Raw genomic sequence first — 15,112 nt, 5'->3', positions numbered from 1 at the left:
CCTCAATGCGTACCCCCACCGCCCCACCAGCCACAGTAGCTTGGGCCAAGGCGGCTACCAGAGCGGGGCGATCCAGAGGCCCACCCCGCACCGGCTGACAGGAAGCAATCAAGCCATGGCGAAGCTGCTCGAGGATTTGCGCTTGATTCAGCAAGGATACCCCCTTTTGAAGTTTTACTCTAACATTTAGAGTATATTCTGAAGTAATATTTTGTCAAATCGGGCTGTTCGGCATGTTAAGAGACCCAGACTTTTTGCAAACTTTCTTAGCCCGACAACCCTACTATGAAGAGGTGCTTATGGAAAGCCTGTATCTTGCCACCAGTCTGATGATGGTAGACATCCCCGGCCCCACCCTGGATGCCGCCACCCGCGCCCACCTCGAGCGCTACCGCTTTGGGGGGGTCTGCTTGTTTCGTAAAAACATCCAGAACCCCGCACAGGTACGTAAGCTGGTGGCCGATATTCGAGCGGTTTTAGGGCCCCAGGCCTGGATTGCCATCGACCAAGAAGGCGGGGCCGTGCAGCGCGTGCTGGAACTGGCCCAAGCACCTGCCCCGATGGCCCTGGGCGCCATAGGGGACGCCAAAACCGCCGGGGCCGTGGGGGCTGCAGTGGGACGCACGCTCATCTCGCTGGGCATCAACTGGAACTTCGCCCCCTCGGTGGACGTGAACACCAACCCCAAAAATCCGGTGATTGGCGACCGCAGTTTTGGCTCCGACCCCAAAAAGGTCGCCCGTTTGGCGCTGGCCTGGGCCAGGGGCCTCGAGGGGGCCGGGGTGATGGCCACGGTCAAGCACTTCCCGGGCCACGGTGATACCTTCCTGGACTCGCACCTCGACCTGCCGGTGGTGAACAAGACCCCAGAAGAGCTCGAGCGCACCGAACTCTATCCCTTTCGCAAGACCGTAGAAGCCCAAATCAGCGCCATCATGAGCGCTCATATTCGCTTCCCTGCCCTGGACAAGCAGTATCCCGCCACGCTCTCGGAAAAAATCCTGACCCGCTTCCTTCGCAAAAAGCTGGGCTTCAAAGGCATCATCGTTACCGACGCGCTGGACATGAAAGCCATTACCCAGCACTACCCGGTGGGCGAGGCGGCGGTCAAAAGCCTTCAGGCCGGGGCCGACTTGATCTTGTCGCTGGGCAAACCCGAGGTGCATATCGCCCAGGCCACTGCCATCCAGGAGGCCCTGGAAAATGGACAGCTATCCCGGGAACACGCCCAGAAAAGCCAGCAGCGGCTAAAAGAGGCCGCACAGCGGTTTCCCGGTTCACCCAGGAACTACTCCGCCACCCAGCAGAAAAAAGACCAAACGCTAATGGAGCAAGTGGCCCTCCGAAGCATCACCCCATACCGACAACCCCTGCGCCCCCGGCGCTCGGACCGAATTTTGCTGGTTTCCGCAGGCAGCACCTTCGAAGCAGGTCCCTATGGTGAGACCATCGCAGTTCAGGACTTTGCCGAACTGCTCAAAACCCGCTTCGCCAGAGTCAGTCAGTTCGTTTACAACCCCCAGAAAGCCGAAGAGTTCAAGGGCGAGCTGGAAAAGGCAGCTACCCAGGCCGACTACCTGCTGGTGGTCTCGGTCGGTCGGGGCAGCCTGAGCCCCCAGGAAGCCCAGCTCCTCAAACATGCCTTTAGCCTGGGTAAGCGGGCCACCCACATCGCCCTGTGGAACCCCTACCACATCCTGAGCCTGCGCAAACCGGCCTTCGTGACCTACGGCTTCCGGGCCCCCACCCTGAAAGCGCTGGTCAAGGTGCTGGGCGGAGCACAGGCCAGGGGTCGGTTGCCGTTCAAACTTCGCTAGTAGTGTTGCCTCCTAGTCGAGGGTCCAGGGTCAAGGGCCATAGGCTGTTGAAGCTGGGCCAGGTTAAACCAGGTTGAACGGGTCAACTTCGGGATGCCGGTGAGGTCGGTTTGCGATTGGATTCGAGAAACCGCCCCTCTGACGATGTCATCACCCGCTTCACCTAGGGGGTTATTGCCCGAAACCGCCCTGGGGTTACAGAACCTAAAGCTCAGTCCCCCAGAAGTACATCAAAACTGCTCCGGAAACACCCAGACACTGGCTATTGGCTCCATTTGGAGCTTTTAGACTTCCGCTTTCGGCAATAAGCCATCCGCTATAAGCTATCCCTATGAAAGCCATCCGCGTTCATCAGCCCGGCGGCCCCGAGACCATGCAGTTAGAGGACATTCCCACGCCTACCCCTGGCGAAGGCCAGGCCCTGGTGCGGCTTCAGGCCATTGGGGTCAACTTTATCGATACCTACAAGCGCTCAGGTCTCTACGCTGTCCCCACCCCTTTCACCGTGGGCGAGGAAGGGGCCGGGGTAGTAGAAGCGGTGGGGCCGGGAGTCGAAGGTATTGCGCTCGGTGAGGTGGTGGTTTATTCGAATGTTCAGGGCAGTTATGCCGAGTATGCCTTAGTACCTGCCGACAAGCTGGTCAAAGTACCGGTGGGTTTGGATCCCAAAGTGGCTGTGGCTGGAATGCTTCAGGGCATGACCGCCCACTACCTGGTACACAGCACCTATCCGCTCAAAGCAGGCGAAACCTGCCTGATCCACGCGGGTGCGGGCGGGGTGGGGCTGCTTCTTATCCAGATGGCCAGGATGATCGGCGCTACGGTGATTACCACCGCCTCCACCGAAGAAAAACGCGCTCTAGCGAAAGAAGCCGGTGCCAACTATGCCCTGCCCTACGAGGGCTTCGACCAGAAGGTCCGCGAAATAACCGGCGGAAAGGGCGTGGATGTGGTCTACGACGGCGTGGGGCAGTCTACCTGGGAGGGTAGCCTGAACAGCCTGCGGATTCGGGGCATGTTGGCCCTGTATGGCCAGAGCAGCGGGCCGGTGGCGCCCTTCAACCCTCAAATCCTGAATCAGAAGGGCGGCCTATTCCTTACCCGGCCCTCCCTCTGGCACTACACCCAAACCCGCGAGGAGCTCGAGTGGCGGGCTGGTGACGTAATGCGCTGGGCTTTAGAGGGCAGGCTCAAAATTCGTATCGGCGCAGAGTTTCCCCTGACCCAGGCGGCCCAGGCCCACATCGCTTTGCAAGGGCGCAAAACCACCGGCAAGGTACTGCTTATTCCTTAGCCGCCGGGTGTGCCTCGCAGGGAAGGCAGCCAGCTGCTCAGGGCCGGGAAGGCAATGGTAATAATCAGTACCAGCACCTGTACCGCGATGAAGGGAATCACCCCGCGGTACATGTCGGTGGTCTTGACCTCCGGTGGGGCCACCCCGCGCAGGTAAAACAAGGCGAAGCCAAAAGGCGGTGTAAGGAAGCTGGTCTGGAGGTTCATGGCCAGGATGATGCCAAACCATAGGAGCTTCCCTTGTACAAAGGCTTCTGTGGAAAGGTCGTAGTTGCCGGCCATTTGCAAAGCCTCGGCCTGGGCCCGCCAGATGGCCTCCGCTGCCGGGAGCACCAGCGGCACAATAATGAAGGCAATCTCGAAGAAGTCTATAAAGAAACCCAGGATAAAAACCAGCACCATCACAAAAACAATGAATCCAATTTCACCCCCCGGCAAGGCTACCAGGACATCCTTGACCAGTTTGTCGCCCTCGAGGCCCCTGAATATCAGGCTAAAAGCAGTGGCACCAATCAAGATAAAAATCACCATGCTGGTGAAGCGAGCGGTTTCCACCACCGCATCGCGGAAAACCTTCCAGCTCAGACGGCGGTAGAAGGCCGCCATAATGAGCGCCGCGACCGAGCCCACCGCTCCAGCTTCAGTAGGGGTAGCGATGCCAAAGAAGATGCTCCCCAGCACAAATAAAATCAGCAGAACCGGTGGTACCATAGCCACCAAAGCCCTTCGCCATAACTCCCAACCTTTATAGGGCCGGGCTTCGGGCGGCAGGGCCGGGGCCATCTTGGGCCTGACCAGAGCCACCAGGGCCACCAGCAACACCAGAGCGCCGGAGAGCATCAGACCGGGTATCAAAGCCCCCAAAAACAGATCCCCAACGCTGACACCCAGCTGGTCGCCCAACACCACCAGCACAATGCTGGGCGGGATAATCTGGCCCAGCGTTCCCGAGGCCGCAATCACCCCGGTAGCCAGAGGCTTGCTGTAGCCATACTTAAGCATCACCGGCAGGGAAATCAGACCCATGGCCACCACCGTAGCGGCTACCACCCCCGTAGTTGCGGCCAAAAGAGTACCCACCAGCACCACCGCAATGGCAACGCCCCCTCTTACCGGGCCAAAAAGCTGTCCCACCGTATCCAGGAGCTGCTCGGCCAGTTTGGATTTCTCTAAAATAAGCCCCAAAAATATGAAGTAGGGGATGGCCAGCAGGGTGTAGTTGGACATGATGCCAAAGATGCGCTGGGGCAGGCTGCCCACAAAGCGCAGGTCAAACTCACCGATGGCAATCCCAACTGCGCCAAAGATGAGCGCCACCCCCCCCAGGGCAAAGGCCACGGGGTAACCGGTAAAGATGAGCACCAGGGCCCCCAGAAACATGGCCCCGCCCAATAGTTCGACGCCGCCGCCCTGCAAAACCATCTAGGCAACCTCCCCTTTGGCCTCGTGGGGCAGGCGGGGCAGTACCCCCCGTAGGAAAGCCAGGTTCTTGACGAACTCCGACAGCCCCTGCAGTGCAAGCAAGATGAAGGCAGGCAACAGCATCAGTTTTAGCGGCCAGCGCGGCAGGCCCCCTGCGTCCAAGGACATCTCTCGCACCTGCACGGAGAAGCTAACCAGTGGCAAGGTAACATAAAAAAGCACCAGCGCAAATGGAACCAGAAACAGGATGGAGCCCAGCATATTGACCCAGGCTCGACCCCGCTCATCCAGGCGGGCATAGACCACATCGACCCGGATGTGACCATCGTGCTTGAGCACATAACCTACCATCAGCAAGAAAATGAGTGAGAAAATGTACCACTGAAGCTCGAAGTAGGTGTTTGAGGCCAGTCGAGTGCCCACCGACTTATCGAGGCTCCGTCCGATGGCGTTATAGGCGCCTATGGCCACCATCGGCACCACCAGCCATAGCACTACGCGCCCTACCCACTCATTGACGGTGTCTATCAGCCTGGATATTGCAAGCAGAAACTGCACTTAGCACCCCCTCGAGGTAACCCTTACCGGTTCAAAAAACATCGTTTTCACTCCTCAAAAATTGACTCGGATTATCCTAACCACCCTACCTCCCAGCGTCAATGACCCAGGCCCAAAACGAACGGCTCCCACCCGACGTGGGAGCCAATAATAAGGTGGCCAGAGCCAACTACATTGGGTATGGACTAGCGCAGGTTGCGCACAAAGTCGTCGTAGCGGAATTCGTTGGTCGCAAACCAGCGGCGAATTTCGTCGCGGAAGGTTTTCCAGGAGGTGTAGATGCCCCGGTAGGTCGCATCTTTTGCTGCAATTTCCTCGTAGAGCGCCGTGGACTCGCGGTTGGCGGCTTGCAAAACCGTGGTGGGGTAGGGCCGAATCTGGGTTCCAGCCCTTTGCAAACGGGCCAGGGCCGGTGAGTTCTTGGCATCGTACTCGGCCAGGGTGGCTTCGTTGGCTTCGCGGCAGGCGGTCTTGAAGATTTCCTGATACTCCTTGGGCAGGCTGCGCCAGCGTTCCAGGTTCACAATGGCCGATACCGTAGAGCCGGGCTCCCACCAGCCGGGGTAGTAGTAAAAGCGTGCCGCTTTGTTGAGACCCAGTTTTTCATCGTCGTAGGGGCCTACCCACTCTGCACCGTCGATGGCGCCCCGATCCAGCGCCAGGAAAATCTCGCCCCCGGGTAGGGTTTGCACGGTTACCCCCAGGCGGGTCATGACCTGTCCGCCCAGGCCGGGAATACGGAAGCGCAAGCCCTTGAGATCTTCGGGGCCTTTGATTTCTCTGCGGAACCAGCCGCCCATCTGTACCCCGGTGTTGCCGGCGGGGAAGGTAATGGCATTGAAGTCGGCCATCACCCGCTGCATAGCCTGCAAACCACCTCCAAAGTACAGCCAGGCGTTTTGCTGGCGGGGGTTAAGACCAAAGGGCACCCCCGTGTCGAAGGCCAGGGACGGGCTTTTACCCACGTAGTAGTAGTTGGCGGTGTGCCCGCACTCCACGTTGCCGGCCTGGACCACATCGAGCACTTGGAGGCCAGGGGCAATTTCGCCGGCCGGGAAGGGGGTAATCTCGAAGCGACCGTCGGTCATCTCCGAGACCCGCTTGGCTACAATCTCGGCCGCCCCAAAGAGGGTGTCCAGGGAGCGGGGCCAGCTGGTGGCCATGCGCCAGCGGATGCGTTGGGCGGTCTGGGCGTAGACCGGGCCGAACACAGTGCTGGCCGCAACCGCACCAATCCCCGCCTTCTTCAAGAAGTCGCGTCGCTTCATTTGCTTCCTCCTAACAAAAAATAGTGACCTTTTCTTGCACTGATGGGTGCGAAGTGATTATATGTCAGAGTGCTGTAAGCATCAATATTAGCTGAGAATACACTTGGTCAATTTTGGTTCCAACTTATTTACCTTATCCACATTTACTCGTTTCAAAAAGAAAAATCATTCTCGTTTCAAAGAGAAAAATCATTGGGTTTTTACAAGTTATGGTGTAACTATAGCAGTTACAGCATCCGGGCAGTGTTAAGTACCCCATTTACTATAGCAGCCATTGAAGCGTGCGTCATACGGAAAAACTACCCACAGCACACTCTTCACCGTGATGCAGCCTGATGGATGAGCTGGACAATGGCGTCGGGAGGGGTTGCGCCTCACGTGCAGATTGAGCGTGGAGTTGCGTCTCAGGTGCACATTGAGCGTGATGCTATTTTTCGTCCTGGAAGGGCTACACCCGGCGCGATTCCCATAGAAGGAAGCGCTGCCCTGTACACCTTCTAATACAAGACTTGCCGCTGGTTAGCGGATGTAGAAGAACGTTTCGGCTACGTCGCGTACCCTCGAGCCGCTGCGCTGGATGTATATGGAGGTCTGTTGATCCCAGCCTTCCGAGCTGTAGGTGCCCCGGAAGATAAAACCGGTGGGGTGTGGGGTATCGGTGTAGATGGCCCGAACCCGCTGGATCCCCCGGGGTGGGCGCAGCTCGTAGCGGAACCCCGGAGGGCCGGAGAGCAGGTGGGTACCGGGGTTAAGGAAGATCCGGTCAAACTCGTAGGTTACGCCGTCGGGGTCAATACCCACCAGGGTGACGTAACCCGCACGGGTCAGGCTGACCACAAAACGTACGCTCTCGCCGACCAGGTAGCTCGCCCCCCGCCCACGGTCGGGCTCGAAGCGGGTAATGATGGGGCTCAGATCAAAACCAAAGCGCAGACCTACCGTAACGCCGGGGCGACCTACGGGGAAGCAACTCGAAAGCAATACGGCCAGTAAAGCAAGGGGGAACCATCTTCGCATACTGTTCACCCAGCAAATTCTAGCGTACCCATAGCTACAAATATCCCTGTCTCAAGAGAGTCTAAACAACCCTGCCTGGGCCACCGGGGCAAAAGTACGGCGGTGTTCCTCACAGGGCCCCAAGCGCTCCAGGGCCTCCAGGTGCTGCGCCGTGCCGTAACCCTTGTGCTGGGCAAACCCATAGCCTGGGTAGCGGCGCTCGAGGGCTTGCATATGCCGATCCCGCGCCACTTTAGCCAGGATGCTGGCCGCCGCCACAGTGGGGCTGTTTTGGTCGGCTTTGGCTGGGCAGCGCAGCAGGTTTGGCGAATCGGGACGGGCAGGACGGTTGCGCAGGTATTGCTGCCACTCCCTCTCCAGACGTAGATAATCGGTCAGCAAAGCCTCCGGTGGCAGCTTAAGTTCCTTCAAGGCCCGCAGGGCCGCCAGGTGGGTGGCTCTTAGAATACCGAGCCGGTCTATTTCTGCCGTTTCGGCCCAGCCCACCCCATAGGCCAGGGCTATCGCCCGAACCTGGGGTTCTAAAGCCTCACGCGCCCTGGGCGCAAGCATCTTGGAATCGAGGAAAGGGTAGTCCAAAGAATCCCTGGGCGGAGGCAAAATCACCGCTGCGGCCACTACCGGCCCGGCCAGGGCCCCCCGCCCAGCTTCGTCGATACCGGCCACCCGCAACCCCATTGCCCACCAGTCGGTTTCCAGTGCTGGCTCCACCGGCTAGAGCCTACCAGATTGACGAAAAGCGCCCCAAGCCCGATTCTTGGATTTGTAATGGAGCACTCACCCGATGTATTGATTGTGGGCGCGGGCCTGGCCGGGTTGGCGGCAGGGCGGGATCTGGCTCGAGCCGGACTTGAGGTACATGTTCTGGACAAATCCCGGGGGGTTTCGGGACGAGCCGCGACCCGCTGGCTCGAGCTGGATGGCAAAATTGTGCGGGTAGACCACGGCGCCCAGTATTTCACGGCCAAAAACGACCAGTTGCGCATCCTGATTCCCGATCTGGTCAAGCATGGCATCGTGCGCGAGTGGACCCAGGGTTTTCCCGTATTAAGGCATAACGGTATCAAGTCGCGCACTACTGGGCACCCCCGTTATGTCTGCCCGGACGGTATGAGCACCCTGGGCAAGGTCTTTTTGCAGGGGCTGGAGTCGCAAGATAAACCATTGCCCCTGGAAACCAAAGCCCTGGTGACGGGCCTGCACAAAAGTGAGCACGAAGCCGGTTGGAAGGTACGGCTCGAGGATGGTCAGGTTCGCTCAGGGCGGGCCCTGGTACTCAACATGCCGGCTCCCCAGGCCCTCAAGCTGGCCAACGAGTGGCTCAAACCGGAAGTTCGAATAGCCTTACAGGCCGTGCGCTACGCCCCTTGCTGGGCGGCTATCCTGATACCCCATCAGATACCCTACCTGGACTGGGTAGGGCTGGAAATCGAACACCCGGTGCTGGCCTGGGCCGCCCTCGATCACACCAAGCGGGCCGTACCAGACCCCCCGGTATTGGTACTACATGCCTCGGCAGCGTGGAGCCAGCAAAACCTGGAACTCTCCCCCGCCGAGGCGCTGGGCCAGATCATCGAGGCGGCCCAGGAACTCTTTGGCGACTGGGTGGGGCAGTGCCGCACCGCCATGGCCCACCGCTGGCGCTATGCCCTACCCACCCAGACCCACCCCTGGCCCTTTCTGGCCCAGGACAATCTGGTTTTTTGCGGAGACTGGTGCGGTGGGCCCCGGATAGAAGGGGCGCTCGAGAGCGGCTGGGCCGCAGCCGAATACCTGATTGAAAGTCTCAAACCCTAGTTAGTAGCCAATGGTCTCTAAGTCTATAGCCTATAGCCAGACCAAGCCCCTTGGCTTCAAAATGCAACCCTTATGGTTGCAATCTGTAGCATCGGATACGCTATTTCCTGCCATTTCTACGATGCTATAGCAGTATTTCTGCCGGGGGGAAGCTCAGGCCCTAATAAACTCACAATTGTGCCTGGTGATGATAGATTGTTCTAAATCTTGACTATGTTGCCCCGTCGTAACCTCGACCCCTACGCCACCATAGAGGTTGCCGACCCACTCGAGGGTTTGCGTATTCGCCTCACCATCTGGCTGCTCCCCCTGGGGGCTGTGGCCGCCCTGGCGGCCTGGGGATTGTCGGTCTTGGCGGGCAAGCTATCGCTGCCCGACCAGCTTTTACTCCTGCCAATGGCCCTGGGGTTTTTGCTTCTGGAAGTCTACTTGTGGCGCAACCCCCACGGTATTCGGTTAGTCTGGCAGGTTGCCCTGGGCATGATCGCGGTGTATCAAATTTTCAGCCTCTACTACGAAGCCGCCTACAAGCTACACCAGCGCGATGGCATTACCCCCGCTGCTCTGTGGTTTCCTATGGTCTATCTGATGGCCTTTAATCTGCTCAGCAGAAAGCAGGCCTTGCGTTTCTCTCTAACCTATCTGGCTTTGGGGTTGCTGGCCGGGGCCATTGGCCTGGTTTCCAGCCCCTCCCTCAATGTTTCTTCCGCTAACACCGCCCTTCAGTTCACCCTCTCCAACATCGCTTACCTGAGCTTGCTATACCTATTTGCCTACTTACGCCGTCACTATGCCCAGATGCACCAGATGGCCCATACCGATGCCCTTACCAGCCTGACCAACCGGCGGGCCATGCAGATTAAACTGGATAACGAACTTGATCGGGCTCGCCGCTACAACCGTCCTTTTGCGGTTTTGCTGGCTGATCTTGACCATTTCAAGCGGGTCAACGATACCTACGGCCACCCGGTAGGCGACCAGGTCTTGCGCGAAGCATCGGGACGGCTGCTCCAGCATCTGCGCGAGAGCGATAGCCTGGCCCGCTGGGGGGGCGAGGAGTTCTTAATTCTGGCCCCCGAGACCGACCTCCAGCAAGCCCATCGCCTGGCCCAGCGTCTGCTCGAGGCCATCCGCGAAGCCCCCATGTCGGGTGTACACGTGACCCTGAGCCTGGGCGTGGCCTGCTACCGCCAGGGCGACACCATAGCAGCCCTCCTGAGCCGGGCCGACGAGGCCATGTACCGGGCCAAGGCCGCCGGGCGCAATCGGGTGGTGCTGGAAGAGCAACTGGAAGATGTAATCATTCCAGCCCACACAACACCCGATACGCAGTAGCCGCAGAACGGCTTTGTAAAGCAAGCCAAAAACAACCCGTTGGCGATAAGCTATAGCCATGCAGTTCGACAACCTCTCCGCCCACACCCTGCGCGACCCCCACGGCTACAGCGGCAAATGGCACTTTTACCCCGAGGATGTGCTGCCCATGTGGGTGGCCGACATGGACTTCCCGATCAGTCCGGCCATCCGAGAGGCCATTGTCGAAAGGCTCCAGGAACGCATCGGCTACCCCCAGATGAGCGGGGATAAGCAGCTTCTGAACCGGATTATCCAGCACCAGCAGCAACATGGTCTGACCGGTCTGGCCCCCGAAAATCTGCTGCTTACCACCTCGGTTGTGCCGGCCATTTACGCCAGCGTGCTGGCCCTGAGCAGCCCCGGCGACGAGGCGATTACCCAGGTGCCGGTCTACCATCCCTTCCTCTTTGCACTCCATGAACACCACCGCGTAGCCCGGTACAACCCGTTGCTACGCACTGCATCTGGCTGGGAGATAGACTTTGAGCAACTGGAGAGCCTGGTAACCCCCCGCACCCGGCTCCTGATGCTCTGCAACCCCCAGAACCCCACCGGCCGGGTCTTCCGCCGGGATGAGCTCGAGCGGCTGGCCGAGTTTGCCCTGCGCCACCGCCTGTGGGTGATGTCCGATGAACTCTGGGCCGACCTGATTTATGAAGGAAAACACATCCCCATTGCTTCCCTGGGCCCCGAGATAGCCCAGCGCACCGTCACCCTCAGCGGGCCCTGCAAAACCTACAACACCGCGGGGCTGGGCGGGGGGGTGGCCATCAGCCACAACAGGCAAATCCTGGCTGCGCTGGCCCAGGTGAGCAAGGGCATCGGCGGCCACCCCAACGTGCTCTCCATGGCCGCCTGGCGGGCCGCCCTCGAGCACGCCCAGGACTGGCTCCAGGAGGTGCGGGCCTATCTGAAAGTCAACCGCGACTTTATTACCAGCTTTATCCATCAGCACCTGCCCCAGGTCGGCTACCTGCCCCCGGAGGGCACCTACCTGGCCTGGCTCGATTTCTCACGCGCCCCCTTTGCCCAAGACGCCCATAAGGTAATGCTCGAGCAGGCCAAGGTCGGCCTGAACGACGGCAAGATATTTGGGCCGCAGTACCAGGGCTGGCTGCGCCTGAACTTCGCCACCAGCCGGAATCTGGTGCAAGAAGCGCTCGAGCGGATGGCCCGGGTGGTGCAAACAGTGGATTGAGTCCAGCACAGCGAATCCGTCGTGTTACTCATGCAAAAGGGGGAGGCTTGGGCTACTATTAGAGTACGGTGAGTTACCTCCTGGAGTGGCACAACTTCATCTTCGCCCTACCCTTGGCGGTGGGGCTTTTGCTCAGTGTGGGCGTTGTGTTCAGCGGCCTGGGTACTTCCGGCGAAACCGCCGGCACACCCGGTGTTCAGGGCACCAGTGAGGATGGAAGCCACGAGACCGGCGAAGACACCCATCCGGGTGAGCCATCGGCGCTAAGGGCGGTAGGGGGCTGGTTTGGGTTTGGGAAGGGGGCCTCACTAACCCTGCTGCTGCCGATTCTACTGGCTACCTGGGGGCTGGTGGGGCTCCTGGTCAACACCGCCCTGGATGCCTGGCTACCCCCGGCTGTTTTTTTCCCCATTGCGGTAGCCCTGGGCCTGCTGGCCGCCGGGCTGGCTGGCAACGGGGTGGCCTCGGTGGTGCAGGGTTTAGCGCGGCAGCAGCACCCCAATGTACGCCAGCAAGACCTGGTGGGGTGCGGGGGGCGAGCGGCCTTCCGCATAGACGCCAGTGGGGGCGTTGCCAATGTGCGCGACAAGACCGGCAATATACACCGGGTGGTCTGCAAAACCCTGCCCGGCGAACCCGCCCTGGAAACCGGCAGCGAAATTTTGGTGGTGGACTTTGACCCTGAAAAAGGAATCTACTACGTGCAGGCCCATCCCTTCCCCGAGGAGGTTCCGGCCCGGCGCTAGTGCCGTCCGGGCTCATGTGTTCAGGTGTGGCCCTGTGTAGATAAACACCCGCTTGTTGCCGTCCGCTGGCCCAGGACCGTCTCAGAGCCCGCTATCTGGATATTGAGGAGGTTTCATGTTGAGTGCAGTGTTGATTTTGGTGGCTGTGTTGCTGATTGGCCTGAGTTTGTTTGGGGGGGCCTGATTCCCAGCTGGTCGGGCCTCAACAGCCTGGTGAGCGGCGTGCTGGGTTTGCTGGTGCTTGCGGTGGCACTTCTGGCCTGGCTGATTCAGCAGTTCTATATCAAACCCTCGGCCAACCTGGCCTACGTAATGACCGGGCTGGGCGGGCGACGGGTCCTGATTGATCGGGGTGGGTTCTTCTTCCCCATCCTTCAGCGCTACGTGCCGGTCAGCCTCGAGACCATGAAACTCGAGGTCGAGCGCAAAGGCCCCGATGCCCTCATCACCAAGGACAACCTTCGCCTGGACGTGAAAGCCGAGTTTTACATCAAGGTTGAGCCTAAAGAGGACTCGGTGGTGAACGCCAGCCGCAGCCTGGGCGAGAAGTCGGTCACGCCACAGGCGGTCTCGAGCCTGGTTTTTGAGAAGCTGGTCTCGGCCCTGCGCTCGGTAGCGGCCACCCAGGATCTGGTAGAGATTCACAGCCAGCGCGACCAGTTCGCCATCTCGGTGCAGCAGCTGGTGCGAAGTGACCTCGAGCCCAACGGTCTGACGCTGGAATCGGTGACCATCTCCAGCCTCGACCAGACCAGCCAGGAACTGCTCTCCGACACCAATATCTTCGATGCCCAGGGCAAGCGCAAGATTACCGAAATTACCCAGTCGGCCCTGGTCGAGCGCAACCGCCTCGAGCAGGAAGCCAAGCGGGCCATCACCCTCAAAAACGTGGAGACCCGCAAGGAAATCCTGGAGCTCGAGCGCGCCCAGGCCGAGGCTGAAGCCACCCAGCAGGCCGAGGTCGCCAAAGTTACCAGCGCCAAGCAACGCGAGGCCGATACCTACCGCATCGAGCAAGAGCGCCTGACCCGCGAAGCCGAGATTCAGCGCGAGCAGGCCCTGCAGGCCGCCATTATCGAGCGTGACAAAATGCTGCTCCTGAAAGAACAGGAAAAACAGACCACCGATGTGGAGCGGGAAAAGGCGGTGGCGCTAGCCGAGCGGGAGCGCGAAATTGTCATTACCGAGGCCGAGCGCCGCCGGGCCGAGGCCGAAAAGCAGGCCCTGGAGGCCCAGGCCGAGCGGGAAAAAGCCAACCAGCAGGTGCTTACCGTGCAACAACTGGCCCAGGCCGAGCGCGAGGCCCAGACCAAGCTGATTACCGCCAAGCAGACCATCGAACAGGAGCGCATTAAGAAGGAAACCGACGCCATGGTCGCGGCCTTTGCCGAGGTCAAAAAGGCCGAGGCCGCCAAGCAAGCCGCCCTGCTCGAGGCCGAGGCCGCCATCACCAAGGCCAAGGCCGAGGCTGAGGCCCAGGAGCTCATTGCCAAGGGCCTCACCGCCAACAAGATGGTCGAGGTGGACGTGGAGCGCGAAAAAGTGAGCGTGGAGCAGGCCCGCGTGGAAGTGGAGCGGCAGGCCCTGGAAAACCGCCAGACCTACAGCGCAGCGGCCCTCGAGTTCGAGCTACAAAAGCTCAAGGTGCAGGCCGCCCGCGACGTGCAGGCCGAGCTGGCCCGCAGCATCGGCAACTTCATGAGCAAGGGCAACCTGAACATCTACGGCGACCCCACCACCCTGGCCAAGATGACCGAACAATACACCCAGGGGCTGGGGGTGGGTCAGTTGCTTGACGGCCTGAGCACCGGCTCGAGCGGAAAGTCCGATGAACTGATCCAGCAGATCTTCGGCCTCTTGCAGCAACTGGCCAACAAGGACACCCCGGCAGATAAGAACACCGGCAAAGCGAGTTGAGCCGAACCGCTACCCCTTCACCATCTCTCGCCCCACCAGCACGTACTCCTCCCAGGCCCGCACAGCCCTGGGGTCGGGGGCGTTTTGCACCACCGTTCCCGCCAGCACGGCCTTTTCGTAGGCAGCCAGGCGATGGATGACATGTTTGAAATGAGGGATTTTTCTGGCCTTCAGGTGTGCAAGGGTACGCATCCCATCCAGCGAGGGAAAGGGGGGAACCAGGGTGACCAGGGCCTTGAGCGGGAAGCCCTCCAACTTCTTTACGAACTGCTCCAAACTGAAGAGCGAGAGCAGCCCAGGGGAAGTAGGCACAACCACCAGATCGGCCTTGTCGGCGTATTCTCGCAGGGTTTTGCCCTTGGGATGTCCGGCGGTATCTATCACCACGTGCTCGAACCGCTTGGGCCGGGCCTCCTCGGGGCCAGCCACCTCAAAGGGCAGTCCGGCCCCTTGCCGCGCCCAGAGCAGAGCCCCCTCGGCTGGATCGGCATCCACCAGCAAGGTTGGGCCCCGCAGTTGCAGAAAAGCAGCTAGATGAATGGCTGTGGTGGTCTTGCCCACCCCGCCTTTGAGCGAGGTCACCATAACGCGCATACTAAGTATCTCCACATCAGATTTTTACCTCTACAGCCCCCAGTAGACCTAAGGCATGCAAAAGGGCTTGCTTGAGTTGCGAGAGGCAAGCGTAATGACGGCGGGGCAGGAGGAAGGCTTTGAGCTTTT

General features: G+C 60.0%; 13 protein-coding genes. 7 read left to right on the top strand and 6 right to left on the bottom strand.

Annotation, left to right across the window (positions count from 1 at the left end; genetic code table 11):
- Nucleotides 1-299: 299 nt before the first annotated feature.
- Both nagZ and Mhypo_RS14530 read left to right on the top strand, forming a co-directional pair.
- On the top strand, nt 300-1,817 hold the full coding sequence (gene nagZ, locus Mhypo_RS14535) for a beta-N-acetylhexosaminidase (RefSeq protein WP_119342008.1): 1,518 nt from the start codon (nt 300-302) through the stop codon (nt 1,815-1,817).
- Between the two features lie 331 nt (nt 1,818-2,148).
- Nucleotides 2,149-3,111, top strand: coding sequence for a quinone oxidoreductase family protein (locus Mhypo_RS14530; RefSeq protein WP_119342007.1), 963 nt, complete (start codon nt 2,149-2,151; stop codon nt 3,109-3,111).
- On the opposite strand, the gene Mhypo_RS14525 is transcribed toward Mhypo_RS14530, so the two are convergent.
- The 5 genes from Mhypo_RS14525 to Mhypo_RS14505 all read right to left on the bottom strand — a co-directional run bounded on the left by Mhypo_RS14525 (nt 3,108) and on the right by Mhypo_RS14505 (nt 8,053).
- Entirely contained in the window at nt 3,108-4,532 is a 1,425-nt protein-coding gene (locus Mhypo_RS14525) for a TRAP transporter large permease (protein WP_119342006.1), read from the bottom strand. The genes Mhypo_RS14530 and Mhypo_RS14525 overlap by 4 nt on opposite strands.
- On the bottom strand, nt 4,533-5,090 hold the full coding sequence (locus Mhypo_RS14520; RefSeq protein WP_119342005.1) for a TRAP transporter small permease subunit: 558 nt from the start codon (nt 5,088-5,090) through the stop codon (nt 4,533-4,535).
- 185 nt (nt 5,091-5,275) lie between these two features.
- Nucleotides 5,276-6,358: a TRAP transporter substrate-binding protein gene (locus Mhypo_RS14515; protein WP_119342004.1), complete on the bottom strand. Its 1,083-nt coding sequence runs from the start codon at nt 6,356-6,358 to the stop codon at nt 5,276-5,278.
- Between the two features lie 519 nt (nt 6,359-6,877).
- Nucleotides 6,878-7,375, bottom strand: a complete 498-nt coding sequence (locus Mhypo_RS14510; RefSeq protein ID WP_119342003.1) for a DUF4384 domain-containing protein — start codon at nt 7,373-7,375, stop codon at nt 6,878-6,880.
- Nucleotides 7,376-7,426: 51 nt separating this feature from the next.
- Nucleotides 7,427-8,053 (bottom strand): ribonuclease HII, encoded by a 627-nt coding sequence (locus tag Mhypo_RS14505; RefSeq protein ID WP_119342002.1) that lies wholly within the window; start codon nt 8,051-8,053, stop codon nt 7,427-7,429.
- A 90-nt stretch (nt 8,054-8,143) separates the two neighbouring features.
- Here Mhypo_RS14505 and Mhypo_RS14500 point away from each other — a divergent pair, with 90 nt between their 5' ends.
- From Mhypo_RS14500 to Mhypo_RS14480, 5 genes are all read left to right on the top strand, one after another.
- Nucleotides 8,144-9,172 (top strand): NAD(P)/FAD-dependent oxidoreductase, encoded by a 1,029-nt coding sequence (locus tag Mhypo_RS14500; protein ID WP_119342001.1) that lies wholly within the window; start codon nt 8,144-8,146, stop codon nt 9,170-9,172.
- 213 nt (nt 9,173-9,385) lie between these two features.
- Entirely contained in the window at nt 9,386-10,507 is a 1,122-nt protein-coding gene (locus Mhypo_RS14495; RefSeq protein WP_119342000.1) for a GGDEF domain-containing protein, read from the top strand.
- A gap of 58 nt (nt 10,508-10,565) precedes the next feature.
- Nucleotides 10,566-11,726 (top strand): MalY/PatB family protein, encoded by a 1,161-nt coding sequence (locus Mhypo_RS14490; protein ID WP_119341999.1) that lies wholly within the window; start codon nt 10,566-10,568, stop codon nt 11,724-11,726.
- A 68-nt stretch (nt 11,727-11,794) separates the two neighbouring features.
- Nucleotides 11,795-12,472: an OB-fold-containig protein gene (locus Mhypo_RS14485; RefSeq protein WP_119341998.1), complete on the top strand. Its 678-nt coding sequence runs from the start codon at nt 11,795-11,797 to the stop codon at nt 12,470-12,472.
- 222 nt (nt 12,473-12,694) lie between these two features.
- Nucleotides 12,695-14,389 carry an SPFH domain-containing protein gene (locus tag Mhypo_RS14480; protein WP_147371358.1) on the top strand — a complete coding sequence of 565 codons (1,695 nt, stop codon included), beginning with the start codon at nt 12,695-12,697 and terminating at the stop codon, nt 14,387-14,389.
- A gap of 9 nt (nt 14,390-14,398) precedes the next feature.
- Here the strand turns inward: Mhypo_RS14480 and Mhypo_RS14475 are convergent, their stop codons facing one another.
- The gene (locus Mhypo_RS14475) at nt 14,399-14,983 is read right to left on the bottom strand and encodes a ParA family protein (protein ID WP_119341996.1); all 585 of its coding nucleotides are present in this window, start codon (nt 14,981-14,983) and stop codon (nt 14,399-14,401) included.
- Nucleotides 14,984-15,112 lie beyond the last annotated feature (129 nt).

Source organism: Meiothermus hypogaeus (assembly GCF_003574035.1).
Lineage (GTDB): Bacteria > Deinococcota > Deinococci > Deinococcales > Thermaceae > Meiothermus > Meiothermus hypogaeus.
This window is presented reverse-complemented; position numbering and strand designations above follow the sequence as displayed.

What these genes read in the sequence shown, in the direction of transcription:
- Mhypo_RS14525 (WP_119342006.1), bottom strand. Translation starts at nt 4,532, where the DNA reads ATGGTTTTGCAGGGCGGCGGCGTCGAACTATTGGGCGGGGCCATGTTT.
- Mhypo_RS14530 (WP_119342007.1), top strand. Translation starts at nt 2,149, where the DNA reads ATGAAAGCCATCCGCGTTCATCAGCCCGGCGGCCCCGAGACCATGCAG.
- Mhypo_RS14475 (WP_119341996.1), bottom strand. Translation starts at nt 14,983, where the DNA reads ATGCGCGTTATGGTGACCTCGCTCAAAGGCGGGGTGGGCAAGACCACC.
- Mhypo_RS14515 (WP_119342004.1), bottom strand. Translation starts at nt 6,358, where the DNA reads ATGAAGCGACGCGACTTCTTGAAGAAGGCGGGGATTGGTGCGGTTGCG.
- nagZ (WP_119342008.1), top strand. Translation starts at nt 300, where the DNA reads ATGGAAAGCCTGTATCTTGCCACCAGTCTGATGATGGTAGACATCCCC.
- Mhypo_RS14495 (WP_119342000.1), top strand. Translation starts at nt 9,386, where the DNA reads ATGTTGCCCCGTCGTAACCTCGACCCCTACGCCACCATAGAGGTTGCC.
- Mhypo_RS14490 (WP_119341999.1), top strand. Translation starts at nt 10,566, where the DNA reads ATGCAGTTCGACAACCTCTCCGCCCACACCCTGCGCGACCCCCACGGC.
- Mhypo_RS14510 (WP_119342003.1), bottom strand. Translation starts at nt 7,375, where the DNA reads ATGCGAAGATGGTTCCCCCTTGCTTTACTGGCCGTATTGCTTTCGAGT.
- Mhypo_RS14500 (WP_119342001.1), top strand. Translation starts at nt 8,144, where the DNA reads ATGGAGCACTCACCCGATGTATTGATTGTGGGCGCGGGCCTGGCCGGG.
- Mhypo_RS14505 (WP_119342002.1), bottom strand. Translation starts at nt 8,053, where the DNA reads ATGGGGTTGCGGGTGGCCGGTATCGACGAAGCTGGGCGGGGGGCCCTG.